The sequence below is a fragment of the Amycolatopsis mongoliensis genome (assembly GCF_030285665.1).
GTDB classification, from domain to species: domain Bacteria; phylum Actinomycetota; class Actinomycetes; order Mycobacteriales; family Pseudonocardiaceae; genus Amycolatopsis; species Amycolatopsis mongoliensis.
The window spans coordinates 8,349,718-8,376,001 of the sequence record NZ_CP127295.1 but is presented as its reverse complement, the minus strand read 5'-3'; the positions used below and the strand labels follow the sequence as shown (position 1 = coordinate 8,376,001).

Genomic DNA, 26,284 nt, shown 5'->3' with positions numbered 1-26,284 from the left:
GACGAGGAGAACCATGTCGCCTTACGTCGCCGCCGAAGACCGGTACGCGGGCATGCCGTACCGGCGGACCGGGCGCAGCGGGCTGAAGCTGCCCGCCGTGTCGCTCGGCCTGTGGCACAACTTCGGGGACGACAAGCCCCTCGACGTCCAGCGCGCGGTGCTGCGCCGGGCGTTCGACCTCGGCGTGACGCACTTCGACCTGGCCAACAACTACGGCCCGCCGCCCGGCGCGGCGGAGGCGAACTTCGGCCGGCACTACGCCGCCGACTTCCGCCCGTACCGCGACGAGATCCTGGTGTCGTCGAAGGCCGGCTACCTGATGTGGGACGGCCCGTACGGCGAGTGGGGCTCGCGCAAGAACCTGCTGGCCAGCCTGGACCAGAGCCTCGCGCGCACCGGCCTCGACCACTTCGACGTCTTCTACTCGCACCGCCCGGACCCGGAGACGCCGATCGAGGAGACCATGGGTGCCCTCGACACCGCGGTCCGGTCGGGCAAGGCGCTCTACGCGGGCATCTCCAACTACTCGCCGGAGCAGACGGAAGCCGCGATCGCCGCGCTGAAGGAGCTGGGCACGCCGCTGCTGATCCACCAGCCGTCGTACTCGATCCTGAACCGCTGGGTGGAAGACGGCCTCCAGGACGTCCTCGACGAGCACGGCGTCGGCTCCATCGCGTACTCGCCGCTGAGCCAGGGCCTGCTGACCGACCGCTACCTCGACGGCGTCCCGGCCGACTCGCGCGCGGCGGGGGCCAGCCCCTTCCTCACCCGCGACCGCCTCACCGAGGAGACCTTGGCGACGATCCGGGCGCTGAACGACGTCGCGAAGCGGCGCGGGCAGACGCTGGCGCAACTGGCCATCGCGTGGGTGCTGCGGCGCGGCCGCGTCACGTCCGCGCTGATCGGGGCCAGCAGCGTCGCCCAGCTCGAGAACACCGTCGCGGCGACGGCGAACCTCGAGTTCTCCGACGACGAGCTGGCCGAGATCGACCGGATCGTCGCGGCCTAGCAGCCGATCCTGGCGGTGCCCACGGCCACGTCGTCGAACCAGATCGTGTCGGCGTCGGTGCCGTAGCTCTCCCAGCCGAGGCGCAGGTCGGTCACCGCCGGGTGCCAGGCCCGCCCGAGCCACTGCTGGTCGACGTCGGCGGTGGGCACGCCGTCGACGACGAGCCCGGGGACCTCGGCGGCCCCCAGCCACGTCCGCAGCTGCCCGGCGGCGCCGTCGATCTCGAACTCGAAGCAGGACCAGGTTCCGGTCGGCAGCGGGACGCTCTGGGCGACACCGGCCGGGCTCTGCGCGGGCAGCGTCGCGTCGTCGGACTCGCGGTTCCACTGCAGGGCCCGGTTCTGCCCGCCGGCCCGCAGGTCACGGCCGCCATCCGCGGTGTCGCGCAGGGCCATGAAGGTGACGTGCCCGGCGGGCAGCGGGGTCGTGTGGCGCACCCAGAACCGGCCGTACACCACGCCGGAGCCGGGCACGCTCGTGCCGAAGAAGGCGTGGTTGCAGTAGCCGCCGCCCCCGGTGACCTTGACCGAGCGGGTGCCGGAGTGCGCGACGGCGGGGTCGACGGTGACCGTGCCGGTGCCCTGGCAGTTCGCCGCGCCGACGGTCCAGCGGCCGGCCGGGGTGCTGCCCGTCTGCTGCTCGAAGTCGTCGCAGAACGTCGCGTCCGCGCATCCGGCGGGTGGCGGAGCGGACGTCGTAGTGGCCGGGGTCGTCGGTGTGGTCGTCGCCGGGGGAGCGGGGTCCCCGCACGCGACGCCGTTGAGTGCGAAGTCCGCCGGCTCGGTGTTGGTCCCGCTGTACGTGCCCTGCAGGCCGAACGAGACGGTGCCGCCGGCGGGCAGCGCGGCGTTGTAGGGCAGGCTCTCCGCGGTGACCGTGGTGCCGGACTGGCGGACGGTGGCGTTCCAGGCCGACGTCACGGACTGGTTCCCGGCGTAGTGCCAGGTGAGTGCCCAGGACGTGAGTGCGGTGGCGCCGTTGGTCACGGTGATCTCGGCGGTGAACCCGGTCTGCCACTGGTTGACGCGGTAGCCGACCGAACAGGCCGCCGCGGCGGTGGCCGGCCCGGCGGTGACGACCGCGGTGGTGCCGGCGGCGGCGAGGCAGAGTCCGGCGAGGGCGGCGGCGAACCTGTGCATCGGGGCCTCCCGGGACGCGGACAGGGGCGCCGGGGTTCGCACCTCGGCGCCCCTGGGTGGTGGCCGCGTTCTGACGAGGCGACCTGGCATGGGAGCGCTTCCAGCCGCCGGAAAGGTAACCCGCCGTGTCGTCGTTGTAAAGTGCGACCGGGACGCGGCTCGACCCGGTGGTCCGTTTTCGGGGGCATCGGTCGGGCCCGGCCGGAACTGAACGCTCCTGAACGGCCGAAGCCGTTGGGAGGCAAAGCATCCCGTGGTCGCGCTGCGCCACCGGCCGGTGCCCCCGGATGCCGCCGTTGGAGTGGATTCCGGGAATTCCTGCCGAAGATCGCTCCGGGGTTTACAGCGTCGCGGGGTGCCGGGTACTGTCCAGCGCTGCTGGGAGCGCTCTCACGAATCTTGTTCAGGACCAAGGGAGTCATCGATGCGTTCCGGACCAGCACTGCTCGGCGCCGTCAGCGCGCTCGCCGTCGTCGGCGCGACGACGGCGTTCACGCTGGGCACCCCGTCGCCCGCGTCGGCGGCGGCGGCCTGCGAGGTCGGCTACACGGTGAACGACTGGGGAAGCGGTTTCACCGCCAACCTCACCTTGAAGAACCTCGGCACGGCCCCGCTTTCCGGGTGGCGGATCAGCTACACCTACACCGGCAACCAGCAGCTCCAGCAGGGCTGGAACGGCACCTGGGCGCAGTCCGGCCCGACGATCACGGTCACCCCGGCGACCTGGAACGGCACGATCGCGCCGAACGCCTCGGTCACCGCCGGTGCGAACTTCGGCTACCGCGGGACCAACGCCGCGCCGACGTCGTTCAGCGTGAACGGCGAGCCGTGCGGGGGCACGCAGCCGCCGACCACCACCCCGACGACCCCGGCCACCACCACACCCACCACCACAACGCCGACGCCGCCCGGTGGCGCGCCCCAGCTGCACGTCTCGGGCAACCGGCTGGCCGACACCGCGGGCACCCCGGTGACGCTGCGCGGGGTGAACCGCTCCGGCGGCGAGTTCGCGTGCGTGCAGGGCACCGGCCTCTTCGACGGCCCGATGGACGCGGCCTCGGTGGCCGCCATCAAGAGCTGGCACGCGAACGTCGTGCGCGTGCCCTTCAACGAGGACTGCTGGCTCGGACTGTCCAATGTGGACTTGCGGTACGCCGGCGCCACCTACCGCGCCGCCCTCAAGTCCTATGTGGACCTGCTGCACCAGAACGGCGTGGTCGCGATCCTCGACCTGCACTGGACCCACGGCGGCTACACGGGCAACTCCTCGGCGTGCAGCGACGTCAACGCCACCTGCCAGAAGCCGATGACCGGTACCGAGCACTCGGTGGACCTGTGGACGTCGGTCGCGAACACGTTCAAGGGGGACAACGCCACGATCCTCGACCTGTTCAACGAGCCCTACCTCGACCGCGCGGTGTCCGGCTCGGCCCAGGCCTGGACGTGCTGGCGTGACGGCGGTTCCGCCTGCTCCGGCATCGGCTACCCGGTGGCGGGCATGCAGACGCTGGTGAACGCGGTGCGCGCGACCGGCGCCACCAACGTGCTCATGCTCGGCGGGCTCGCCTACTCCAACGACCTGACCGGGTGGCTGCAGTACAAGCCGAGCGACCCGGCCGGCAACCTGGTCGCGTCCTGGCACTCGTACAACTTCAACACGTGCAGCTCGTCGTCGTGCTGGGACAGCCAGCTCGCGCCGGTCGCCGCGGCCGTGCCGCTGGTGGCCGGGGAGATCGGCGAGAACGACTGCGCGAGCGGCTACGTCACCGGCCTGATGGACTGGCTCGACCGGCACCAGGCGTCCTACCTCGGCTGGACCTGGAACACCTGGAACTGCAGCACCGGCCCGGCCCTGATCTCGGCCTACGACGGCACGCCGACGGCGTTCGGTGCGGGCATCCGCGCCCACTTCCTCGCGGCAGGCTGACCCGGGCCGGCTCACCACCGGGGCGGCCCCGCCACCCCTGTTCGGGGTCCGGACCGGCCCGAGGGGCTGCGCTCCGGCCTCCGCACGGGCATACTGACCCCCTACGGGCCGCCCCCGCGGCGGCCGGTTTCGTGGTGTCGGCCGGCAACCCCCAGGTCGGCCGGCACCGCCCCCTCACCCCTCGGCAAGCGCGTTCGTCACATCCTGGGCCCCTGCGGTCACGCTGCGGTACTGTCGTCTCCGTGCACCCGTACTCCGCGAATCGTTGGATGAACGATGAGTCGACAGGCCAAACCGGGCAGTAAGCCGTACCGTGCACAGTTGCGCGACCGGCTGGCCGCCTTGGGGTTTTCCGAAGGGGCGATGCCGGCGCGGGTGGCGGAAAATCTGATCGTCGAATGCGGCATCCCGCCGCGCACGGCGTGGCGGCTGGCGTCGGAGCTCTCGCTCGACGTCGCGGCGCACCAGTACAACGCCGTCACCGGTGACCCTCGCGCGGGCATGCGCGGTACCCGCATCTGGGAGTACGAGCAGTGGCCCGAGCGCGGCGTCCGGCCGACCGTCGCCGCCTTGCGCGTGCTCGCCCGGGTGTACGGCACCAGCTGGAAGTCGCTGCTGGGGCTGCGCGACCTCGAGCAGCTGCCTGCCAAGGACCTCGCCGAGTACCACGCCGACACCGAGACGCCGGCGACCGCACCGGAACCCGGGCCGGCGTGTCCGGCCCGCGTCGAAGCCGTCCCGCACGCGGAGATCGGCGGCGCCGCCCTGGACGACGCCATGCTGCTCACCACGACCAACGTCGACGACCTCCAGCTCGACGACCTGTGGTCCGACCTCGGCTTCCTGGGCAACGCCTACACCCGCACCGCGCCCGACGCCGTCCTCGGCCAGCTCGCCGTCGTCGACGAGCGGGTCGCGACCCTGCTGAAGGGCCGCCAACGTCCGAAGCAGACGCAGGACCTGCTGCTCATCGGGGCGAAGTGCAGCGCGATGATGGCCTGGATCGCCGGTGACCTGGGGCGGTACCCGTTCTCCCGTCGGTTGAACTCGGTCGCGTGGCTCTACTCCCAGTACGCCGACGACTACCTCGCCCGCCGCTGGGTGCGCACGTCGCAGGCCCGCGTCGCGTTCTGGTCGGGCAATGGTGTCGAGTCCGCGAAGCTCGCCGCGGACGGGCTCAACTACCAGGTGGGCGACCGGATCACCGACGCGCCGCTGATCCTCGCGGAGGCCCGTGGCTGGTCGTCGGTGCAGGCGGAGCAGCAGGTGCTGGACGCCATCGCCCGCTGGACCTCGATCGAGGACCCGGACCTCGACGCGGGGGGCGAAGACCGGTTCTTCAACATCACGAAGGACCGCCGCCACTACATGGCCGGTACCTCCCTGCTGTCGGTCGGGCAGGCCCCCGCCGCGCTGCGCGAGTTCACGACCGCGCGGGAGGCTTACGAAAAGCTTTCCCTGGAGAGCCGCTGGGAGGCCATGGAACCCATGATCCGGATCGACACGGGCCGCGCCCACCTGCGGCTCGACGATCTCGAAGGCGCGGCCGCGCAGGTCGAGCCGTTGCTCGCCACCGACGTGGCGAAGCAGCCGGACATGGTGCACGCCATGCTCAAGGTGCTGGCCGCCGAGCTGGCCGGCCCGCGCTGGCGAACGGCGGCGACGGCCCGGCACCTCGCCGAGGCGCTCCTCGAAGCCCGTGCCTCGGCGGGGCTGTGACGCCCGACCCGACCCGGACGCAGCGGCGGAGCGGGCACCCCGGCGGTGACGCGCGCCCGGGAACCGGCGAACCACCGGCCGGTGCCGGCCGCACCCACCGCGACGTCGTGGTGATCGCCGACCGGTTCGACCGGTTCGCCCGCGGCGACCAGGTGCTCACGATGACGGGCCTGCTGGCGCTCATCGACTCACTCGGCCCGGACACCGGGGACGGCCAGTGGGTCGTGCACGCCGGACAGGGTGTCGACGGGACCGACCGCGACCTCATCGAGGCCGCCACCGAGAAGGGCTGCGCACCGGTGCGCCTGGCCGACCCGGACGCGTTCCGGCCGCCGGTCGCGCGGGCGGGGACCGTCCACAAGGACCGGCCGCAGAACGTCCTGCTGGCCGGCGTGCACGCCCCGGCGTCCGGCCACTGCCGGGCCGACCTCCGGATCCACCGGGACAACGAGCTGATCCTCGACCACCACACCGGCGAGCACGTGCAGGGCATCGTGATCGTCGAGGCGATGCGGCAGATCTGCATAGCGCAGTTCGAGACGGCGGTCCGTCCCGGCTTGGGCCCGGCGGGGTACGCCGGGGTGTGGAAGCGGATCGACCTGTCCTTCCAGGACTTCCTCTTCCCGTTGCCGGCCACGGTCGAGTCGCTGATCGAGGAGTCGGATCTCGGCCGTGAGGCCAACCTGAAGTTCCGCGCCACGACGGCGGTGCGCCAGCACGGCCGCACGGTCGCCACCGCCGTCATCGAGTACGCCATGATCGCGCAGGGGCGCATCGATGCCCTGGAGCGCCGCAAGGCAGACCAGGCCACCCGGGCCTACCTCGGGTGAGCCGGAACCCACACCGGAAGGGGAGACACCGCGATGTCGGAAGCGCAGGACCGCTCCGCGTCCTTTGCCCAGGGCCTGGACCTCATCCAGCGTCTCGGCGGCGCCGAGCGGCCCGCTGTGCTGGACCTGTTCGCGAGCATCGGCGAGGCCGAGTTCGGCGAGCAGTGCGTCGGGTTCATCTACGGAGACGTCTACCACCGGCCCGGCCTGCCGCTGCCGGAACGGCAGCTGGTGACGGTCGCGGCGCTCACCGCGCTGGGCTACGCGGGTTCGCAGCTGGGCTTCCACGCCAAGGCCGCGCTCACCGTCGGCTGCGACCGCCGCCAGCTGGTCGAGACGGTCATCCAGGTCAGCTCGTTCGCCGGGTTCCCCGCGACGCTCAACGCCCTGGCGGAGCTGAAGACCCTGTTCGAGAGCCTGCCGGCCGAAGCACCGCCGTCCGGCGCGCCCGCCGACGTGCCGTGGGCCGGCATCGAGGACCGCTACGAGCGGGGCCTGGCCGCGATGAAGGCCGTCGACGGCGAGGCCGGCGAGAAGGTCGTCGCGGCGCTCGCGGACATCGCGCCCGACCTGGCCACCTCCATCATCGAGTTCACCTTCGGCGAGCTCTACACCCGGCCAGGGCTGAGCCTGCGCCACCGCGAGATCGTCACGGTCGCCGCGTGCGTCGCGCTGGGTACCGCACTCCCGCAGCTGAAGGTGCACATCCACGGTCTGCTCAACGTCGGGGGCAGTGAGCAGGACGTCATCGAGACGATCCTGCACCTGGCGTTCTACTGCGGCTTCCCGGCCGCGCTCAACGCCATCGCCGCCGCGCGCGAAGTGTTCGCGCAACGGTGACCGCGCTGCGGAAGCTGCGAGCCGTCGCGCTCGACTGCGACGGTGTGCTCGTCGACGACACCTACCTGGCCATGATCGCCCGGTTCGTCCGCGCGCACGGCGGGGTCTACGACGCGGCGGCCGAGCGGGACGTGATCGGGCTGCGCGACATCGTCGTCGCCGGGAAGGTGACCCGCCTGTGCGGGCTCGACCAGCCGGCGGAGAAGACGCTCGAGCAGCTGTGGGCGGCCCGGCAGGAGTACCTGGCCGAGCACCCGATCCGCGTCGCCGAGGGCGTGCGAGCCTGCCTGGAAGCGCTCTCGGCGCTGCCTCTCCGGCTGGTCTGCTACGGCGGCCGGACCCGAGAACACACCTTCGACCGGTACCTCGGCGAGTTCGCCGGGCTGTTCGACCCTCGAGTGCCCTACGTCAGCATCAACGAGCACCGGCCGGGCGTCGACCACATCACCCGGCGCGTGCTCGGCGTCGGATTCGACGAGATCGTGTTCGTCGACGACGTCAGCCGGGTGGCCGAGGACGCCCGCGCGCACGGCGCCGGGTTCGTCGGGTTCCCCGGCAGCCCGGCCCACCGGCGGCAGCGGGAGTTCATGGCCGGGTACGGCGTCCGCCACTTCGCGACTTCGCTCGCCGAACTGACGCCGGAACTTCTGGAGACCGTCGACGCGGAGCTCGCGTCTTCGACACACTGGCCCCGTTGAGGAGTTCCCGCACCCTTGGAGCCGCTGTGAAGAGCTTTTCCCTGCCGAGTCCCGGCGCCGAGCTCGTCCTGATCGAACGTGACGTCCCCGAACCCGGTCCCGGCCAGGTGCTGGTCCGGCTGCGCGGGTGGGCGGTCAACGCCCGCGATCTGATGATCCTCCGGGGTTTCTACCCGAAGCCGGTGAAGCCGGGCGTCGTCCCGCTGTCCGACGGCGCCGGCGAAGTCGTCGCGGTCGGCGACGGCGTGCGCGAATGGTCCCCGGGCGACCGGGTGGCCGCGACGTACTTCCCGAAGTGGCTCTCCGGTCCCGGCACTCCGGAGAAGACCGCTGACGACTTGGCCGGGACGCTCGACGGCGTGCTCGCCGAGTACGCCGTCTTCGCCGAGGAAGCGCTGGTCGCGGTGCCCGCGCACCTGGACTTCGCGGAAGCCGCGACGCTGCCCAGCGCCGGCGTGACGGCATGGCGCGCGATCGTCGAGGAGGGCCGGGTGGCCCCGGGCCAGACCGTGCTGACGTTGGGCAGCGGCGGGCTGTCCACGTTCGCGCTGCAGTTCGCCGTGCTCGGCGGGGCCCGCGTCATCGCGACGTCCAGCTCGGACGAGAAGCTGGCCCGGCTGCGCGCGCTCGGCGCTTCCGAGACGATCAACTACGCGACGACGCCGGAGTGGGGCGTGGCGGTGGCGGACCTGACCGGCGGCGGCGTCGACCACGTCGTCGACGTCGGCGGCGGGGGCACGATCGGCCAGTCGATGCTCGCCGCGCGGTCCGGCGGGCACGTCAGCGTCGCCGGCGTCCTGACCCACGAAGGTGCCGCCGACCCGGTGCTCGTGCTGGTCAAGCAGCTGACGCTGCGCGGCCTCACGAACGCGTCGCGGGAGACGTTCCAGGCCATGAACCGGGCCATCGGCCACAGCGGCCTCCGGCCGGTGATCGACCGCCGCTTCGCCTTCGAGGAGATCGCCGACGCTCTCAAGCACGTCGAGTCCGGCACCCACGTGGGGAAGGTAGTGCTGGAGAGCGCCTGAGGCGCCGCGGCGCCGGGGTAAGTTTTGCCCGGCCGCCTGGGTATTTCTGACCGCCTGCGGTGGCGTATTCGCAGCTCAGCGCGCTGAGCGGGGTGAAGAAAGTCCTCTTTCGACAGGAATGGCGGCCGGTGACCGCAACCGGGAGAGTGATAGTCACCGGGACGTCACCCGAGCAGGCTGCGGATGCTCGGGACCGCTGCCCGGGACTGGGGGCGCGGGGAGGAGGTTTCAACCGCCTGGGGGTGGGTTGAAACCTCCTTCCCGCCTGCGCCGCCGAGACACCCGCCCGAACGGGTCCGGCGGCCACGTCCGGGCTCACCGTTTCCCCGACCTGCGGTGAGCTCGGACGCGTGCCCGCCCGCCGGCGCCCGGTTCCCGCAGGCGCGCGTCTCTCGAATCCCCGCGCCGGGCAGGGGCCCTCCATACCCGCGGCGGGCCCCGTCGCCGACGCCCTCGCCGCTCGTCGCCTCTTCTTCGCGAGCGCCCGACCGAGCGCGTATGTCCACAGTGGATTGTTCGAACCGCCGGGTCGCCGTTCTCGTGTCCATTGTGTACTGATTCACGGCCGGATAGGAGGGCGCGGCGGACGGAGCAACGTTGTGCGCCAACCGGTATCACATATGTGAACGGTGATCACGTTTCTGAATCGTTATCAACGACTGTCTTGCCCGGCTTTTTCAAGCGTGTGAGTGTGGTGGCCGCTGGCTGGACTGGACCTACGAAAGAGGCGACCCGGCAATGACGCAGACAGCCCCGGCGCGGCACATCAGCCGAACCACCTTGTACTTTTTCGGTGCGCTCGGCGGCATCTTGTTCGGCTACGACCTCGGCGTGATCTCCGGGGTACTCCCGTTCATCGGGAAACTCTGGGCGCTGACCAGCTGGGACAAGGGCGTGATCACCGCCAGCCTGTCGGTCGGTGCCATCGTCGGTGCGCTGTTCTCCAGCCGCACCAACGAGGCCCTCGGCCGCCGCCGCACGATCCAGGTCGCCGCGGCGATCGTCATCGTCGGCACGCTGGCGGCGACCTTCTCGCCGACGTTCGCGCTGCTCGTGATCTCGCGGCTGGTCATCGGGCTCGGCATCGGCCTTTCGTCGTCGACCGTGCCGACGTACCTGTCCGAGCTGGCCCCGGCGCGGTTGCGGGGCGCGATGGGCGCGCTGAACCAGATCTTCATCGTGCTCGGCATCCTGATCGCGTTCCTGGTGAGCTACTGGCTCGGGCCGATCTCGGCGTGGCGCTGGATGTTCGCCGGCGCGATCGCGCCCGCGGCGCTCCTGCTCGTCGGGCTGGTGTTCCTGCCGGAGACACCGCGCTGGCTGGTGAAGAACGGCCGGGAAGAGGAAGCCCGGCGGGTCCTGGCGAGCGCGCACGGCAACACCGTGAACCTCGACGAAGAGATCGAGACCATCAACGAGGTCATCCGGCTCGACACCGAGGAAAAGCCGCGCCTGCGCGACCTGTTCTCCGGGTTCGTGCGCCCGATGCTGGTGGTGGCCCTGCTGCTCGCGGTCGGCCAGCAGTTCAGCGGGGTCAACGCGATCAACGCGTACTTCCCGACGATGCTGATCGGCCTCGGCTTCGCCACGCAGGCCGCGCTGCTGTCCGGCGTGCTGCTGGGTGTCACGAAGTTCCTGTTCACCGCGTGGGTCGTGTTCGTGGTGGACCGCTGGGGCCGCAAGCCGCTGCTGCTCATCGGCAACGTGATCATGGTGATCACGCTGGTGGCGGCCGGGCTCGTGGTGCTGAACGTCCACGACACCGGCACGCGCGGCATCCTGATGCTGGTGATGATGGTGCTGTACCTGGTCGGCTACGAACTCGGCTGGGGCGCGGTCGTCTGGGTGATGATGTCCGAGGTGTTCCCGCTGAAGTTCCGCGCGGCGGGCATGGGCGTCAGCAGCGTGGTCCTCTGGGCGGCGACGGGCATCGTGAGCGCGGTGTTCCCGATCATCTCCGACCCGAAGTCGCTCGGCATCGGCGGCTCGATGTTCCTGTTCGCCGGGATCAACGTGGTGCTCTTCGTGCTCACCAAGTGGCTCGTGCCGGAGACGAAGGGCCGTTCGCTGGAGCAGATCGAGCTCGACCTCCGGGCGCGGCAGGGGGTCGCGGCCAAGAGCTGACCCCGGGGGTACCGCGGCGGGGCACGGACGCGTCCGTGTCCCGCCGTAATTCGTTTGCCCCGGCCGCGGCCGGGGCTGCACTGTGCCCGGATGGAGATCCGCCCCACGACCGAGCAGGACCGCGACGTCTTCGCCGGCACGCTGTACACCGCGTTCGGGCGCTTCCCGGAAACCCCGGACGCGCTGTTCTCGGCAATGGAGCTGGACCGCGGCCTGCTCGCGGTCGCACCGGACGGGCGGGCCGTCGGCACCGCCGCCGCGTACTCGTTCGAGTTGACCCTGCCGGGGGAGATCCTAGTCCCGGTGGCCGGGGTGACCGCCGTCGGCGTCCTGCCTTCGCACCGGCGCCGCGGGGTCCTCAGCGCGCTGATGCGGCAGCAGCTCGCCGACGTCCGGGCCCGCGGCGAGGCCCTGTCCGTGCTGCTGGCCTCGGAGGCCGGGATCTACCGCCGGTTCGGCTACGGACCGGCGACCTACACCGAGCGGCTGACGGTGTCCCGGCACCGAGCCGCCTTCGCGTCTCCGCGCGCGGGCGAGGTGGCCGCACCCGGCTCGATCGAGGTGCTGCGGCGCGCCGAGTGCGGTGACGTCCTGGAAGACGTCTACGACCGGTACCGCCGCGCCCGGCCCGGCGCGCTGTCCCGGCCGCACCGCTGGTGGGACGCAGGTGCGGGGCAACCGCCGGTCTCCCTGGCGCCGCGGTACGTCGCCGTCCACCGGGACGATGCCGGCGTCCCGGACGGGTACGCGAGCTACTCGCTGGATTCCGGCACGTTGACGGTCGACGAGACGATCACGGCCGACGACGCCGTCGCGACGGCCCTGGCCCGGTTCGCGCTCGACCACGACCTGATCACCCAGGTGGTGTTCAAGCACTGCCCGCCCGGGCACCCGCTGCGCTGGCAGTTCGCCGACTTCCGCGCCGGGCAGGCCTCGGACGAGACCGACTGGCTGTGGGTGCGGCTGCTGGACATCCCCCGCGCGCTGACGACACGCGGCTGGGAGGCCGACGGCGAGCTGGTCCTCGACGTCGAGGACCCCTTCCTCGACGAGCGGGGCCGCTATGCGCTGACGGTCCGCGACGGCAAAGCCGAGTGCGTGCGGACGGACCGGGAGCCCGACCTGTCGCTGGACGTGAGCGACCTGGGTTCGGTCTACCTGGGCGGCACGGCCCCGAGCACGCTGGTGCGGGCCGGGCACGTCCGGGCCCACCACCCGGCCGCGGCCGGCCTCGCCGACGCGCTCTTCCGCGCCGAGCGGGCCCCGCACTGCCTGCACTGGTTCTGAGGGTGCTGCGGGGCGGGGTCAGCGGACGGTGGCGGTGACGAGCCCGAGCTTGCCCGCCAGCCGCCCGATCCAGGCCTCGACCTCCTCCGGTGCCCGGTCCGGCAACCCGAAGATCGTCTCGGTCACGCCGAGGGAATCCAGGTGCGCCAACCGGTCCGGGTCGGGACGCTCGCCGAGCGCGCAGATCCGCGGCGCGCCCGTTCGCCCTTCCCCGGCCCAGATCTCCTTCAGGGAAGCCACGTGCCCGTCCAGGTCCGTGTTGGCGGGGGTGGTGATCCAGCCGTCCGCGTGGCGGGCGATCCAGCGGAACGTCTTCTCCGTCGGGCCCGCGCCGAGCAGCACCGGGATGTGCGCCTGGACCGGCTTGGGCCACGCCCAGCTCGGGCCGAACGAGACGAACTCGCCGGCGTAGGAGGCCTCTTCCTCCGTCCACAGTGCACTCATCGCCTCGAGGTACTCGCGCAGCGCCGTGCGACGGCGGTTGCCGGGGACGCCGTGGTCGGTGAGCTCGTCGACGTTCCAGCCGAACCCGGTGCCGAGCGTGACGCGGCCGCCGGAGAGGTGGTCCAGGCTCGCGATCGTCTTGGCGAGCGTGATCGGGTCGCTCTCCACCGGCAGGGCCACCGCCGTGGACAGCCGGATCCGCGACGTCACCGCGGCCGCCGTCGCCAGCGCGACCCAGGGGTCCAGGGTGCGGCTGTAGCGGTCGTCGGGCAGGGACGCGTCGCCGGTGCGCGGGTGCGGTGACTCGCGCTTCACCGGGATGTGGGTGTGCTCGGGCACGTAGAAGGTGGCGAACCCCGCGGCCTCCGCGGCGCGCGCCGCCGAAGCCGGGGTGATGCCGCGGTCGCTGGTGAACAGCACGATTCCGTAGTCCACGCGAGGAGCGTATTAGAACGTGTTTCAGTTTTCAAGGTCGGCCGTGAGTGCGAAAAGTGGCAACGTGGACGCGGAGAGTAACGTCGTGGTGCGCTCGAACGATGATCGAGGCGACCCTGGTGCGCAGGCAGGGAGCGGAGCGCCGGCCCGGGACGCGTCAGGGTGGACGGGCGCGGACCGAACACGAGGCGGAGGCAGGGTGGACCCAGCAATCCATTGTGGACTCACGGTGTCCCAGCCAGTGGACGCACCGGCGGGGCTGGATGGCGTTCGCGTGGCCGTTTCCAGTACCGTGGACCACAGGTCGAGAGGCGCTGCAACGGACCGCCTGGTCCGCCACGCTCGACCGGGAACCACCGATCAAGGGCGCCTCCCGGATGAGGGAGGCTGCCGGTGAACCCGATCACCCCGCGAGAAACCCCGAGCGAGACCGAAGCCGCCGCGCGCCTGCGCGAGCTGCTCGGCCGGCGGGTGGCGGTGCTCGACGGCGCCTGGGGCACCATGCTGCAGGGCGCCGGGCTGACCCCGGACGACTACCGCGGCGGCCGCTTCGGCGAGCACACCCACGACGTCACCGGTGACCCCGACCTGCTGAACCTCACGCGCCCGGACGTCATCCTCGACGTGCACCGCCAGTACCTCTCGGCCGGCGCGGACATCACCACGACGAACACCTTCACCGCGACCAGCATCGGCCAGGCCGACTACGGGCTGCAGGACCACGTCCACGAGATGAACGTCCGCGGCGCGCAGCTCGCCCGCCAGGCGGCCGACGAGCTGGGCGGGAAGTTCGTCGCCGGGTCGATCGGCCCGCTGAACGTCACGCTCAGCCTGTCGCCCAAGGTCGAGGACCCGGCCTACCGCGCGGTGACGTTCGAGCAGGTCAAGGCGGCCTACGCCGAGCAGATCGCGGGGCTCGCCGAAGGCGGCGTCGACCTGCTGATGATCGAGACGATCTTCGACACGCTCAACTGCAAGGCGGCCATCGCCGCCGCCCGCGACGTCGCGCCGCACCTGCCGCTGTGGATCTCGGTGACCATCGTCGACCTGAGCGGCCGGACGCTCTCGGGCCAGACCGTCGAGGCGTTCTGGAGCTCGATCGAGCACGCGAAACCGCTGGTCGTCGGCGTCAACTGCTCGCTGGGCGCGGAGGAGATGCGCCCGCACGTCGAGGAGCTGTCGCGGATCGCCGGCACCTACGTCGCCTGCCACCCGAACGCCGGGCTGCCCAACGCGTTCGGCGGTTACGACCAGACGCCGGAGGAGACCGCCGGGCTGATCGGCGGGTTCGCCCGCGACGGCCTGGTCAACCTGGTCGGCGGCTGCTGCGGCACGAGCCCGGCCCACATCGCGAAGATCGCCGCCGCGGCGAAGGGGGTCACGCCCCGCGAGGTGCCCGCGCCGCGCACGCACACCCGGTTCAGCGGGCTCGAGCCGTTCGGCATCGGCGCCGACACCGGCTTCGTGATGATCGGCGAGCGCACCAACGTCACCGGCTCCAAGCGGTTCCGGCGGCTCATCGAGTCCGGCGACCACCAGGGCGCCGTCGACGTCGCGCTGGAGCAGGTCCGCGGCGGGGCCAACCTGCTCGACGTCAACATGGACGCGGACCTGCTCGAGTCCGAGCAGGCGATGACGACGTTCCTCAACCTCATCGCGACCGAGCCCGAGGTGGCCCGGATCCCGGTGATGGTCGACAGCTCGAAGTGGACCGTGCTCGAAGCCGGCCTGCGCTGCCTGCAGGGCAAGGGCGTGGTCAACTCGATCAGCCTCAAGGAGGGCGAGGAGCCGTTCCTCGCCCAGGCCCGCATCATCCGGAACTACGGCGCCGGCGTCGTCGTGATGGCCTTCGACGAGCAGGGCCAGGCCGACACCGCCGACCGCAAGGTCGAGATCTGCGGCCGCGCCTACGACCTGCTTACGCAGCAAGCCGGGTTCGCGGGCGAGGACATCATCTTCGACCCGAACGTCCTCGCCGTCGCCACCGGCATCTCCGAGCACAACGGCTACGCGAAGGCGTTCATCGACGCGCTGCCCCGGATCAAGGAGCGCTGTCCCGGCGCCCGGACCAGCGGCGGCATCTCGAACCTCTCGTTCTCCTTCCGCGGCAACGACGTCGTGCGCGAGGCCATGCACTCGGCGTTCCTCTTCCACGCCGTGCAGGTCGGTCTCGACATGGGCATCGTCAACGCCGGCCAGCTCGCGGTCTACCAGGACATCCCGGCCGACCTCCTCGAGCTGGTCGAGGACGTGCTGTTCGACCGCCGCGAAGACGCCACCGACCGGCTCGTGAGCTTCGCCGAGAACGTCAAGGGCAGCGGCACCAAGCGCGTCGTGGACCTCTCGTGGCGCGAAGGCACGGTCGAGGAACGGCTCTCGCACGCGCTCGTGCACGGCATCGTCGACTACATCGAGGAGGACACCGAAGAGGCGCGCCAGGTCAAGGCCCGGCCCCTCGAGGTGATCGAAGGCCCGCTGATGGACGGCATGAAGATCGTCGGCGACCTGTTCGGCGCCGGCAAGATGTTCCTGCCGCAGGTGGTGAAGAGCGCGCGCGTGATGAAGCGCTCGGTCGCCTACCTCGAGCCGTTCATGGAGGCCGAGAAGGAGGAGGCCCGGCTGGCGGGGCGCGCCGAGGTGTCCAACGGCCAGGGCAAGGTCGTGCTCGCGACGGTCAAGGGCGACGTCCACGACATCGGCAAGAACATCGTCGGCGTGGTGCTGGGCTGCAACAACTACGAGGTGATCGACCTCGGCGTGATGGTGCCGGCGGCGAAGATCCTCGACACCGCGGTCACCGAGGGTGCCGACGCGGTCGGGCTGTCCGGGCTGATCACGCCCTCGCTCGACGAGATGGTCAACGTCGCCACCGAGATGCAGCGCCGGGGCCTGAAGATCCCGTTGCTGATCGGCGGCGCGACGACGTCCCGGCAGCACACCGCGGTCAAGATCGCGCCCGCCTACGACAACGCGGCGGTGCACGTGCTCGACGCGTCGCGCGTGGTCGGCGTGGTGTCCGACCTGCTCGACCCGGACCGCTCGATCGTGCTGGCCGAGCAGAACCGGGCCGACCAGGACGTGCTGCGCGAGCAGCACGCGAACAAGCAGCGCCGGCCGATGCTCAGCCTCGAGCAGGCGCGGGCGAACCCGGAGAAGGTGCCGTTCGACGAGCTGCCGGTCCCGGAGTTCACCGGTGTCCGCGTCGTGGAGCCGAGCATCACCGAGCTGCGCGAGATGATCGACTGGCAGTTCCTGTTCCTGGCCTGGGAGCTCAAGGGCAAGTACCCGGCGATCCTGGACCAGCCGGTCGCCCGCGAGCTGTTCGACGACGCGAACACGCTGCTCGACGAGATCATCGCGAACGGCGGCTTCACCGCGAAGGGCGCGTACGCGTACTGGCCGGCGCACAGCGAGGGCGACGACATCCGGCTCGACGGCGAGTTCTCGCACGTCGGCTTCCCGATGCTGCGGCAGCAGACGTCGAAGCCGGAGAACCGCGCGAACCGCTGCCTGGCCGACTACATCGCGCCGGCCGGCGACCACCTCGGCGGGTTCGCGGTCGCGATCCACGGTGCGGAAGACCTCGCCGCCCGCTACGAGGCCGAGCAGGACGACTACCGCGCGATCATGGTCAAGGCGCTGGCCGACCGCCTCGCCGAGGCCTTCGCCGAGTACATCCACCTGAAGGCACGCCGCGGCTGGTTCGAGCCGGACGCCGACCCGAAGCTGGAGGACCTGCACGCGGAGCGGTTCCGCGGCATCCGCCCGGCGCTGGGCTACCCGGCCAGCCCGGACCACAGCCAGAAGCGCGAACTGTTCGAGCTGCTGGAGGCCGACCAGCTGGGGATGGCCCTGACCGAGTCGTACGCCATGACGCCGGCGGCGAGCGTGTCCGGGCTGATCTTCGCCCACCCGGATTCGAAGTACTTCACCGTCGGGCGGCTCGCCCGCGACCAGATCGAGGACTACGCGCACCGCAAGGGTGTCGAGGTGGCCGAGGTCGAGCAGTGGTTGCGGCCGAACCTGGCCTACGAGCCCGAGGCGTAGTCCTTCAGCTCGATGTCGGTGGCGAACTTGTCCGTCGCCTTGAGCATCAGGCCGAGCAGGAAGCGGGACTTGAACGTCCGGTCCCGCAGCTTGATCCGCAGCCGGGACGGTGGCGCGAGGAACGGGCCCGCGCTGCCGCGCTGCGAGATCTTCGCGTAGCCGCGGAACTGGTCCTCGTAGCGGGCGAAGGCGGCGCGGTGGTCACCGTTCGCAGCCAGCAGCTCGCCGGCGAGCACGTACGCGCCGACGATCGCCAGGCCCGTGCCGAAGCCGCCGAGGGTGTTCCCGTAGGCGGCGTCGCCGAGCAGGACGACCCGGCCGCGCGAGTAGTGGTCGACGGTGACGCGGGCGAGCGAGTCCAGGTAGAACTCGCGGGCGCCGGGGAGCTTCTCGATCAGCTCGGGCACCCGCCAGCCGGCGTCGCGGTAGGCGGCGGCCACCAGCTTCCGCTGCGTGTCGGTGTCGGTGCGGTCGTAGTCCAGCTCCGGTGAGGCGAAGACGAAGAACGCCGACGCCTTCGGCCCGCCCACCGCGGCCATCCGGCCCGGCTCGTTGTACATCACGGCTTCGCCGCCGTCGACCTGCTCGCCCAGCTCGGCCAGGGCGTAGTAGTGGCCGAGGAAGGTGACGTAGCCGGCTTCCGGGCCGAAGGCGAGCCGCCGGACGGTCGAGTGGATGCCGTCGGCGCCGACGACGAGGTCGAACCGGCGCGGCGCGGCCTTGGCGAAGCTGACGTCGACGCCGTCGGCCGTCTCGGTCAGCGCCGTGATGGTGTCGCCGAAGAGGTATTCGCAGTGCGGGGCGGTGTGCTCGTACAGGATGCCGGCCAGGTCGCCGCGGCGGATCTCGATCTCGCCGCCGGTGAACTCGCCGGGGATGACCGCCTGCGGCCGTCCTCCGGCGTCGATGATCGTCTGGTCGGTGCCGCCGGTCTGCCGCGCCACGACGTCGTCGAGGATGCCCATGCGCGCCAGCACGGTCCGGTGGGTGGCGCCCTTGAAGTCGACGGCCTGACCGCCCGGGCGCACCGACGGGGCGCGTTCGACGACGGTGACGGAGTAGCCGTAGCGGGTCAGCCACAGGGCGAGAGCGGGGCCGGCGATGCCGGCGCCGGCGATGAGGACGTTCGGCTTGGTCATGCCGCAGAGCTTCGCCGCGCCCGCTTACCGGTCCCTGGCGAAGCGCTGACGACGGCCGTCAGCGACTGTCGCGAATGGACCGCGCGCGGACCGTGACGGCGGAAAATTCCCGGCCGTCACCAGGGACTTCCCGCCGGTTTTCGCACGTTGACCCCGGCCGGTCGCCCGGGCACCATTTGCCGGGGGAGAGGGGGCGGCGATGCTGGACAGCGAAACGCGACCGGCGGCCACCGCGCTCGGCGAGCTGCTGCGCAACGGGGAGCGCGCACTCGAGGCCGATGGCGACCTGCGCGCCGGCCGGGAGTGGTTCGACCGGGCGTACCGGGCCGCGGAGGCCGAGTGCGACGGGGCGGGGATGGCGCGCGCCGCGCTGGGCATGGGCGGGCTGTGGGTGCACGAACACCGGAGCGCGCCCGCGGCGGCGTTGCTGCAGGCGCGGCTGCGCAGTGCCCGCACGGCGGTCGACCCGGGGTCGTCGCTGGCCCTGCGCCTCAAGGCCCGGCTCGCGGGCGAGGCCGACTACGTGGCGGGGGAGAGCAACGAGATCCTCGCCGTGCTCGAAGAAGCCAAGCGCGCGGGCGACCCGGTCGCCTGGGCCGAGGCCGCGAGCCTGGCCCACCACTGCCTGCTCGGACCCGACCACGGCGGCCAGCGGCGCGCGCTCGCGCAGGAGCTGATCACCGAGGGTTTCCGCACCGGGCGGCGCAGCGACCTGCTGATGGGCATGCTCTGGCGCACGGTCGATCTCTTCCTCGACGGCGACCCGCACGCCCAGCACGGGCTCGCCGACCTGCGCGGCCTGCTAGCCGAACGTGACCACCTCGCGGTCGGGTTCGTGCTCGACGCGATCGACGTCATGCTCAGCATCCGCGCCGGGCGCTTCGACGAAGCCGAATCCCGCGCCGCTGCTTGCGCGCTGCGCGGTGAGCAGGCCGGGGATGCCGACGCGATCGGCTGGTACACCGCGCAGCTCGGCGCGGTCCGCTGGTACCAGGGCCGCGTCGCCGAACTGCTGCCGGTGCTGCGGGAGACGGTGCATTCGCCGACGCTCAGCGCGGTCGACAACGCGCTGATCGCCGGGCTGGCCGTGGCCGCCGCGGCGGCCGGGGACGAGCGCGAGGCCGCCGGGGCACTGGCCCGGCTGCGCGGCCGGGACCTGGCGCTGCTGCCGCGGTCGAGCAGCTGGCTCGTGTCGATGTACGGCATCGTCGAATCGGCGTACCTGCTCTCGGACGTCGAGTCGGCGCTCGCCGCGTACGCGCTGCTGACGCCCTTCGCGCGGCTGCCGATGACGGCCAGCCTCGCCGTCGCCTGCTTCGGCTCGGTGCAGCACGCGCTGGGCGTGGCGATGCTGACCGCGGGCGAGACCGAGCGCGCCGCGGAGCACTTCCAGGCGGCGGTGCGCGACAACCTGGCGCTGGCGCACTGGCCGGCCGCGGCGCTGTCCCGCGCGCGGCTCGCGCAGGCGCTGGGCCCCGGTTCGGCCGAGGCCGGGCGGGAGCTGGCCGCGGCGACGCGCGAGGCCGAACAGCTCGGGATGGTGCTGCCCGACTTCGCGGCCCCCGTCGCGGACCGGCGGGTCACGTGCCGGCGCCAGGGCAGCCACTGGCTCTTCGCCCTGGACGGGCGGTCCGTGCTGGCCGAACACAGCGTCGGCATGGGCTACCTGGCCACGCTGCTGGACAACCCGGGCCACGAGCTGACCGCCGTCGAGCTGGCGCACGGAGTGGTTGCCGAGGCGACGTCCGCCCAGCCGGTGCTCGACCAGGCGGCGACCGCGCACTACCGGCGCTGGCTCGCGAACCTCGAGGCCGAGCTCGACGAGCACGAGGCCAACCACGACGCGGACCGGGCGGAGAAGGTGCGCACCGAGCGGGACTGGCTGCTGGGCGAGCTGTCCGCCGCCGCCGGGCTTGCGGGCCGGGTCCGCGAGTTCGCGGGCGCGGAGGAGAAGGCCCGGATCGCGGTGGGCAAGGCGATCCGCCGCGCGCTGACCCGGATCGCCGCGGCGGACGCGGTGATCGGCGACGTCCTGCGCGACGGCGTCCGCACCGGCACCCGCTGCTCCTACCACCCCACCTGACCCGTCGTGAGTGTTTAGGGCGGTTCTAACCGCCCTGAACACTCACGACAAGCCGCGGCAGACCGGGCTACTCGGCCGCGCCGTTCTGGGTCGCCAGGGTCTGGTACCAGGCGTCGTACGGGTGGTTCGTCGCCGGGTAGTTCGCCAGGGGCGTCGTCGCGTCGCCCGCCGAGTCGAAGTCCCAGCCGCGGACCAGCTTGCCCGACTGGCGGGCCGAGGTGATGAACGCCGACTCCGTCGCGGGTGCCCCGTAGAACAGCGCGCCCTGCTGCAGCTCCGCGCTGTCGCCCTTCTGGAACTCGTCGAACGCGACCTGCCGGTAGCGGATCCGGTCACCCGTGACGCTCGCGGTGTCCGCGCGCAGGGTGTTCGACGGCGTCGGGCCGTCGGCGCCGGTCCACACTTTCACGCGCCGGGTGCCGTTGGTGGCGGTGTCCTTGGCGAACCGCGCGTCGGACGTCTTGGCGTTGCCGGTCCAGGAGACCGTCGTGCCCGACAGCGTGCCGTTCCACGTCCAGTTCTGGCTGCTGCTCTGGCTCTGGTGGATCTCCCGCAGGTGCGTCCCGTCGGTGAAGGCGACCGTCGGCTGCACGCCGTTGTCGTACTGGTGGCTGGCCTGCCAGGTGATCTCGCCGTCGGCGCCGAGCTTGCCGACGTGGTACCAGAGCGTGCTCGCGCCCTGGGACTGGTGGACCTCGACGAGGTCGCCGTTGTCATTGAGCGCCACGGCCGGGGTCTGGCCGTTGTCGTACTTCCCGTGCCGCAGCCAGGTCACGAGGCCGTCGGCGCCGTACGTGCCGGTCCAGTACCAGAGCGCGCCGCCGCCCGAGTCGTGCACCTCGACGATCTGACCGCGCCCGTTCAGCGCGACGGCCGGGTGGTACCCGACGTCCCGCTTGTACTCGCTGCGGCTCGTGCCGTCGCCGGACAGCAGCGGCAGCACGCGCCCGCGCAGCGCGTCGACGGTCGGCTGCCCGGCCGGGTAGTCCTGCGCGCGCAGCAGCCGGCTGCCGAACACCGACTCCAGCTCCTGGTTGACGGCGACGAGGTTGCCCTCGGCGAAGTTCGCGTTGTCGGTCAGGTTGTCCTTGAGGTCGAGCATGACGACGATCGGCGCGGCCGCCGGGTGGGCCGCCGACCACGTGTTCACGGTGCCCAGCCAGTCCCGCAGGTTGTTCGACGCCGGGTTGCCGCCGCTGTGGTCGACGGCGTTGCCGGGCGAGTCGTGGCCGACGCCGTAGTCGTGGGTCGTGGCGTAGCCGTTGTCGTGCACGTCGAGCTCGATGAACCGGACGCCGTGGTCGAGCTGGTAGGCGATCGAGTTCTTCGCGCCGTCGACGTTGCCCGAATAGCTGTTGTGCGTGGCGCGGAAGACCGAGCCGGTGAACGGCGGGCTCGCGGCTTCCGCCGTCCCGCCGGTCAGCAGCGCGGCGGTGGTGAAAGCGGAGACGGCCAGTGCGGGCAGTCGGGTCATCCTCGGGTCCTCACTTCGGGGACAGGGCCGTCCCATCCTGGCCGTCCGGAGCGGCCGCTGTCCCGAATTCCAGGTGGAACGCCGTGGAACACGGGTGGAACGCCTAGAAGGCGACAGCTGGACGTTCGAGGGAGGAAACGCCATGACCCAGACGGGTGGACCCCAGTACCCGGACCCGACCCGGCCCGTGCCGCCGCAGGCCGGGGTGCCCGGCCCGGCTCAGCCGCCCGCCGCCGCGCCGAAGAAGTCGAAGCGGCGGCAGAAGATCGTGCTCACCGTGTTCCTGGTCGTCGTCGCCGCGATCCTCGCGCTGGTCTGGGTGGCCACCCGGTCCAACGGCGAGAACGCGCAGGTCGGCAACTGCGTCACCGAAAGCGGCGAGAACTACGTGAAGATCGTCGACTGCGGCACGCCGGAGGCGACGCTCAAGGTCGTCGCGCGCGTCGAGGACAAGACGCAGATCGAGGCGCAGATCAGCGCGTGCACCCCGTACCCGGACGCCGACCAGGTGTTCTGGGAGGGCAAGGAGGGCGAGACCGGTGTCGTGCTCTGCCTGGCGAAGACCGGCAAGTAGCCCGATGGCGGGCGGGAAGTTCTCGTTCACCGGTTCCGGGGAGGTCCGGGTCCGCAGCGGCGGGCGCACGCTCGCCGCTGCGGGCGACGTGATCGTGATCGGTGACCGGATCTTCCGGCTGGCCGAAGTGGACCGGGTCGCCTACCACGCGGCGGCCCGGCCGCACCAGGCCAGCTACGCACTGGGCCTGGCCCGCGGCCCGGTGCGGAGCCGGTTCGTGTTCGACGCCTTCCGCGGCGGCAGCGAGCTCGAGGACGCGCGCGAGACCTGGCGGCGGCTGGTCGAGCTGGTCGAGTCGGCGGCGTGCCCGCGGATCGCGCGCACCGCGGTCGACGCCATCACGGCGGGCGCCACCGCCCGGTTCGGCGGGGGCGGGCACCCGCGGATCGCCGCGGACGCCGAAGGGTTGCGCCGCTGCCGGTGGTTCGCGCCGAAGGTGCCGTGGTCCGGGGTGCTCGGCACCGACCTGCGCGCGGGCCAGGTGCGCGTGTGGACGGGCGGGCCGGAGCCGGAGCTCGTCGCCGCGATGGCCGGCTGGAACGCGGTGGTGCTGCCGCGCGTCATAGGAATGATGGTCGCCCAGGAAAAAGAATCACCGGAAAACCGATGATCACGGCATTCCTTCAAGGGGCGGAAAATACTCACGAAAGGGGAGATCGACTGTCCGTTGTGTCGCATTTGCCGCGCCGTTCGTCGATTTATGCCAAATCGCTGCGCGGATTCTGTACTTGGCGGGGGCGGGCGTAGTCATTATCCGAGGAACGAGTGTGCGCGGGCGCCGGAAAGCCCGTGAGGGGTTGGGGAGGCAGTGGGTGTGGCGAACGACTGGCCGCTGGTCGGCCGCGAACAGGAGCTGGCGTTCGCGCGCCGGGCGCTGGGCGATCCCGAGGTGTGCGGGCTGCTGCTGACCGGGCGGGCCGGCGCCGGCAAGACCCGGCTGGCCAAGGTGCTGCTGGCCGAGCTGGCCGGCGGTGGGGCGCGCACGCACTGGGTGCGCGCGATGTCGTCGGCCTCGACGATCCCGTTCGGCGCGTTCGCCCACCTCCTGCCCGGCAGCGCCGACGGCTCGGGGGACCGCGCGCACCGGCTCAACCAGGTCGCCGGCCACCTCACCCGCGGCGCGGAGGGCCGCCGGCTGGTGCTCTGCGTCGACGACGCGCACCTGCTCGACGACCTGTCCGCGACGCTGGTGCACCAGTTGGCCGCGACCGCGTCGGCGTTCGTGATCGTGATCGCCCCGCACGGCGTGAGCGTGCCCGACCCGGTGTTCGCGATGTGGAAGGACCGCGTCGCCGAGCGGCTCGACATCGGCGAGCTCACCCGGCCGCAGACCACCGAGCTGATCACCGCGGCACTGGGCGGGCGGCTCGACGACGGCGCGGAGCACCGGCTGTGGCACCTGACTCTCGGCAACCCGCTGTTCCTGCGCGAGCTGGTGCAGGGCGGGCTCGACAGCGGCTCGCTCTCGGCCGAAGACGGCGTGTGGCGGTGGAGCGGTGCCCTCATGGCGACCCCGCGGCTGGTGGAGCTGATCGAAACCCGCACCGACCGGGTCGACGCCGACGAACGGCGGCTGCTGGAACTGCTCGCCTTCGGGGAGCCGCTGGGCGTCGAACCGCTGGTGCGGCTCGGCGCCGCGCGTGTCCTCGCCTCGACCGAGCAGGCCGGGCTGGTCGTGTCCGAACGGACCGGGCGACGGCTGAACGTCCGCCTTGCGCACCCGCTCTACGCCGAGGTGATCCGGCGCCGGACGTCACCGCTGCGCCAGCGCGACACCTACCGGATCCTCGCGCAGACCCTGGACCTCACCGGCGCGCGGCGCGCCGAGGACAAGCCGAGGCTGGTGCGGTGGCGGCTGGCCGCCGGGCTTCCGACCGACCCGCAGCTGGTCCGGGCCGCGGCGGAGACGTTGCTGCGCAAGGACTTCCCGCAGGCCGAGCAGCTGGCGGCCGAGGCCGCCCGGACGGGCGGCGGTTTCGGCGCGAAGTTCCTGCTCGCCCAGGTCCGGATCGCCGGCGGCCGGCATGCCGACGCCGACTCGCTGCTTTCCGAGCTCGCGGGCGAAACGGTGTCGGACGCGCAGCACGCCCGCGTCGCCGCGACCCGGGCCCGCAACCTGGCGTTCGGTCTCGACCGCCCCGAGGAGGCTGCGGCGGTGCTCGACACCGCCGAGACGGCGGTGTCCGGGGCCCTGGCCGCGGACGAGCTGGCGACCGCCCGGGCGGCCCTGCGGGCGGCGTCGGGTGCGGCGCGCGAGGCCTTGGACCTGCTCGGGCCGGTGCTGGACCGCAACCGCCGCGGCGACGCCCTCCGGCTGGCGGCGCTGGTGGTCGCGGCCGGAGCGCTGGCCGAAACCGGGCGCACCGAAGCGTGCCTCGGCGTCGTCGACGAAGGACTGGCGATCGCGGCCCGGATCTCGGACGCGTCCGCGCCCGGTGCGCAGGTCCGGCTGGAGCACGCCCGGATCGTCGCGCTGTGCCGGGCGGGCCGGCTCGAGGAGGCCGAAGACCGGGCCGGGGACGACTACCGGGATGCCGTCCGGGACCGGTGGGGCCCGGCGGTCGCGGGCGCGGCGGCGTCGCTCGGGACGGTCGCGCTGGCCTACGGCAACGTCCGAGGCGCGATCCGCTGGCTGCGCGAGGCCCTGGCCGCGGACGCGCACGACCAGCCGCACGAGTTCCGCCCCGCCGTCGCCGCGGCGCTGGTGCGGGCGACGGCGATGAGCGGGCGCACCGCGGAGCCGCTCGGCGACTGGGACGGCGCGTGGGTGGCGGCGGCCCGGGGCGAGCTGACCCGGGCTCTGGAGCTGGCGGCGTCCGCCGCGTCGGCCGCCGCGGAAGACGGCCGGCTCGCGGTCGCCGCCGAGATCCGGCACGACCTGGTCCGGTTCGGGGGCGAGCCCGGCGAGATCCCGGCCGTGGGCGGGATGGCGGAGCTCTACTCGGCACACGCCGCGGCCGGTTCGGACGCTTCGGAGCTGGACGCGGTGGCTGCGTCGTTCGCCGACGCGGGCGCGCGGTTGCTGGCCGCGGAGGCCTCGGCCCAGGCAGCGCGGGAGTACCGCCTCGCGGGCAAGAACGGCAGCGCGGCGATGTCGGCCCAGCGGGCGCGCGGGTGGCTGGCGTCCTGTGAGGACGCCGCGACGCCGGCGCTCGCTTCCCTGGAAACGCCGTTGGACCTGACGGTCCGGGAGCTGGAGATCGCCCGCCTGGTGGCGACGGGCCTGACGAGCCGCGCGGTCGCGGACCGGCTCGTGGTTTCGGTGCGCACGGTCGACAACGTGCTGCACGGGGTCTACGCGAAGCTGGGTATTTCCGGGCGGCGCGAACTGGCTTCGGTGGTAGGCCCGCTCGTCTCGGGGAGTAGTCCCGGCGACGGTCCATAGGTAGTCCGCGGCCGGGGCCGTGGGCAAGCCGAGTAGTCCGCTACTCATGACCCGGGCGCCCGCCGGCCCAACACTGGATGACAACGGAGGGGCACGGGCTTC

18 protein-coding genes and 1 riboswitch are annotated in these 26,284 nt (G+C 72.2%); of the genes, 14 read left to right on the top strand and 4 right to left on the bottom strand.

The features are described 5' to 3' along the window. Positions 1–13: 13 nt before the first annotated feature. On the top strand, positions 14–1,009 hold the full coding sequence (gene mgrA / locus QRX60_RS40130) for an L-glyceraldehyde 3-phosphate reductase (RefSeq protein WP_285996681.1): 996 nt from the start codon (positions 14–16) through the stop codon (positions 1,007–1,009). Here mgrA and QRX60_RS40125 read toward each other — a convergent pair. Beyond that, the gene (locus QRX60_RS40125; protein WP_285996680.1) at positions 1,006–2,148 is read right to left on the bottom strand and encodes a cellulose-binding domain-containing protein; all 1,143 of its coding nucleotides are present in this window, start codon (positions 2,146–2,148) and stop codon (positions 1,006–1,008) included. The two genes, mgrA and QRX60_RS40125, sit on opposite strands and share 4 nt — an antisense overlap. A 424-nt stretch (positions 2,149–2,572) precedes the next feature. Between QRX60_RS40125 and QRX60_RS40120 the strand changes: the two genes are divergently transcribed. The 8 genes from QRX60_RS40120 (at position 2,573) to QRX60_RS40085 (ending at position 12,601) form a co-directional block, all read left to right on the top strand. After that, positions 2,573–4,075: a cellulase family glycosylhydrolase gene (locus QRX60_RS40120; RefSeq protein ID WP_285996679.1), complete on the top strand. Its 1,503-nt coding sequence runs from the start codon at positions 2,573–2,575 to the stop codon at positions 4,073–4,075. A 321-nt stretch (positions 4,076–4,396) separates the two neighbouring features. Next, the gene (locus QRX60_RS40115) at positions 4,397–5,794 is read left to right on the top strand and encodes a hypothetical protein (protein WP_285996678.1); all 1,398 of its coding nucleotides are present in this window, start codon (positions 4,397–4,399) and stop codon (positions 5,792–5,794) included. Then, the gene (locus QRX60_RS40110; protein WP_285996677.1) at positions 5,791–6,624 is read left to right on the top strand and encodes an AfsA-related hotdog domain-containing protein; all 834 of its coding nucleotides are present in this window, start codon (positions 5,791–5,793) and stop codon (positions 6,622–6,624) included. The genes QRX60_RS40115 and QRX60_RS40110 overlap by 4 nt, the downstream gene beginning before the upstream one ends. 33 nt (positions 6,625–6,657) lie before the next feature. Next, positions 6,658–7,464, top strand: coding sequence for a carboxymuconolactone decarboxylase family protein (locus QRX60_RS40105; protein WP_285996676.1), 807 nt, complete (start codon positions 6,658–6,660; stop codon positions 7,462–7,464). Further along, positions 7,461–8,162 carry an HAD family hydrolase gene (locus QRX60_RS40100; RefSeq protein ID WP_285996675.1) on the top strand — a complete coding sequence of 234 codons (702 nt, stop codon included), beginning with the start codon at positions 7,461–7,463 and terminating at the stop codon, positions 8,160–8,162. Before QRX60_RS40105 ends, QRX60_RS40100 begins: the two co-directional genes overlap by 4 nt. 26 nt (positions 8,163–8,188) lie before the next feature. Beyond that, positions 8,189–9,190, top strand: a complete 1,002-nt coding sequence (locus QRX60_RS40095) for a zinc-dependent alcohol dehydrogenase family protein (RefSeq protein ID WP_285996674.1) — start codon at positions 8,189–8,191, stop codon at positions 9,188–9,190. A 738-nt stretch (positions 9,191–9,928) separates the two neighbouring features. Then, positions 9,929–11,314: a sugar porter family MFS transporter gene (locus QRX60_RS40090; RefSeq protein ID WP_285996673.1), complete on the top strand. Its 1,386-nt coding sequence runs from the start codon at positions 9,929–9,931 to the stop codon at positions 11,312–11,314. 90 nt (positions 11,315–11,404) lie between these two features. Further along, a complete protein-coding gene (locus tag QRX60_RS40085) occupies positions 11,405–12,601 on the top strand; it encodes a GNAT family N-acetyltransferase (protein ID WP_285996672.1) in 1,197 nt (398 codons plus the stop codon). A gap of 18 nt (positions 12,602–12,619) precedes the next feature. On the opposite strand, the gene QRX60_RS40080 is transcribed toward QRX60_RS40085, so the two are convergent. Beyond that, entirely contained in the window at positions 12,620–13,480 is an 861-nt protein-coding gene (locus tag QRX60_RS40080) for a TIGR03619 family F420-dependent LLM class oxidoreductase (RefSeq protein ID WP_285996671.1), read from the bottom strand. Positions 13,481–13,780: 300 nt separating this feature from the next. After that, positions 13,781–13,859: riboswitch (S-adenosyl-L-homocysteine riboswitch) on the top strand. Positions 13,860–13,873: 14 nt separating this feature from the next. Between QRX60_RS40080 and metH the strand changes: the two genes are divergently transcribed. Beyond that, on the top strand, positions 13,874–17,527 hold the full coding sequence (metH, locus tag QRX60_RS40075) for a methionine synthase (protein ID WP_285996670.1): 3,654 nt from the start codon (positions 13,874–13,876) through the stop codon (positions 17,525–17,527). Here metH and QRX60_RS40070 read toward each other — a convergent pair. Next, positions 17,509–18,666, bottom strand: a complete 1,158-nt coding sequence (locus QRX60_RS40070) for an FAD-dependent monooxygenase (protein ID WP_285996669.1) — start codon at positions 18,664–18,666, stop codon at positions 17,509–17,511. The two genes, metH and QRX60_RS40070, sit on opposite strands and share 19 nt — an antisense overlap. Before the next feature lie 199 nt (positions 18,667–18,865). On the opposite strand from QRX60_RS40070, the gene QRX60_RS40065 reads away from it, so the two are divergent. After that, entirely contained in the window at positions 18,866–20,749 is a 1,884-nt protein-coding gene (locus tag QRX60_RS40065) for a hypothetical protein (protein WP_285996668.1), read from the top strand. Positions 20,750–20,816: 67 nt separating this feature from the next. On the opposite strand, the gene QRX60_RS40060 is transcribed toward QRX60_RS40065, so the two are convergent. Beyond that, the gene (locus QRX60_RS40060; RefSeq protein WP_285996667.1) at positions 20,817–22,223 is read right to left on the bottom strand and encodes a PI-PLC domain-containing protein; all 1,407 of its coding nucleotides are present in this window, start codon (positions 22,221–22,223) and stop codon (positions 20,817–20,819) included. A 142-nt stretch (positions 22,224–22,365) separates the two neighbouring features. Here QRX60_RS40060 and QRX60_RS40055 point away from each other — a divergent pair, with 142 nt between their 5' ends. The 3 genes from QRX60_RS40055 to QRX60_RS40045 all read left to right on the top strand — a co-directional run bounded on the left by QRX60_RS40055 (position 22,366) and on the right by QRX60_RS40045 (position 26,182). Then, entirely contained in the window at positions 22,366–22,797 is a 432-nt protein-coding gene (locus tag QRX60_RS40055; RefSeq protein WP_285996666.1) for an LppU/SCO3897 family protein, read from the top strand. A 4-nt stretch (positions 22,798–22,801) separates the two neighbouring features. Further along, positions 22,802–23,407 (top strand): hypothetical protein, encoded by a 606-nt coding sequence (locus QRX60_RS40050; RefSeq protein ID WP_285996665.1) that lies wholly within the window; start codon positions 22,802–22,804, stop codon positions 23,405–23,407. Positions 23,408–23,611: 204 nt separating this feature from the next. Beyond that, the gene (locus tag QRX60_RS40045) at positions 23,612–26,182 is read left to right on the top strand and encodes a helix-turn-helix transcriptional regulator (protein ID WP_285996664.1); all 2,571 of its coding nucleotides are present in this window, start codon (positions 23,612–23,614) and stop codon (positions 26,180–26,182) included. Positions 26,183–26,284 lie beyond the last annotated feature (102 nt).

What these genes read in the sequence shown, in the direction of transcription:
- QRX60_RS40125 (WP_285996680.1), bottom strand. Translation starts at nt 2,148, where the DNA reads ATGCACAGGTTCGCCGCCGCCCTCGCCGGACTCTGCCTCGCCGCCGCC.
- QRX60_RS40055 (WP_285996666.1), top strand. Translation starts at nt 22,366, where the DNA reads ATGACCCAGACGGGTGGACCCCAGTACCCGGACCCGACCCGGCCCGTG.
- QRX60_RS40060 (WP_285996667.1), bottom strand. Translation starts at nt 22,223, where the DNA reads ATGACCCGACTGCCCGCACTGGCCGTCTCCGCTTTCACCACCGCCGCG.
- QRX60_RS40085 (WP_285996672.1), top strand. Translation starts at nt 11,405, where the DNA reads ATGGAGATCCGCCCCACGACCGAGCAGGACCGCGACGTCTTCGCCGGC.
- mgrA (WP_285996681.1), top strand. Translation starts at nt 14, where the DNA reads ATGTCGCCTTACGTCGCCGCCGAAGACCGGTACGCGGGCATGCCGTAC.
- QRX60_RS40090 (WP_285996673.1), top strand. Translation starts at nt 9,929, where the DNA reads ATGACGCAGACAGCCCCGGCGCGGCACATCAGCCGAACCACCTTGTAC.
- QRX60_RS40050 (WP_285996665.1), top strand. Translation starts at nt 22,802, where the DNA reads ATGGCGGGCGGGAAGTTCTCGTTCACCGGTTCCGGGGAGGTCCGGGTC.
- QRX60_RS40070 (WP_285996669.1), bottom strand. Translation starts at nt 18,666, where the DNA reads ATGACCAAGCCGAACGTCCTCATCGCCGGCGCCGGCATCGCCGGCCCC.
- QRX60_RS40065 (WP_285996668.1), top strand. Translation starts at nt 18,866, where the DNA reads ATGCTGGACAGCGAAACGCGACCGGCGGCCACCGCGCTCGGCGAGCTG.
- QRX60_RS40105 (WP_285996676.1), top strand. Translation starts at nt 6,658, where the DNA reads ATGTCGGAAGCGCAGGACCGCTCCGCGTCCTTTGCCCAGGGCCTGGAC.
- QRX60_RS40120 (WP_285996679.1), top strand. Translation starts at nt 2,573, where the DNA reads ATGCGTTCCGGACCAGCACTGCTCGGCGCCGTCAGCGCGCTCGCCGTC.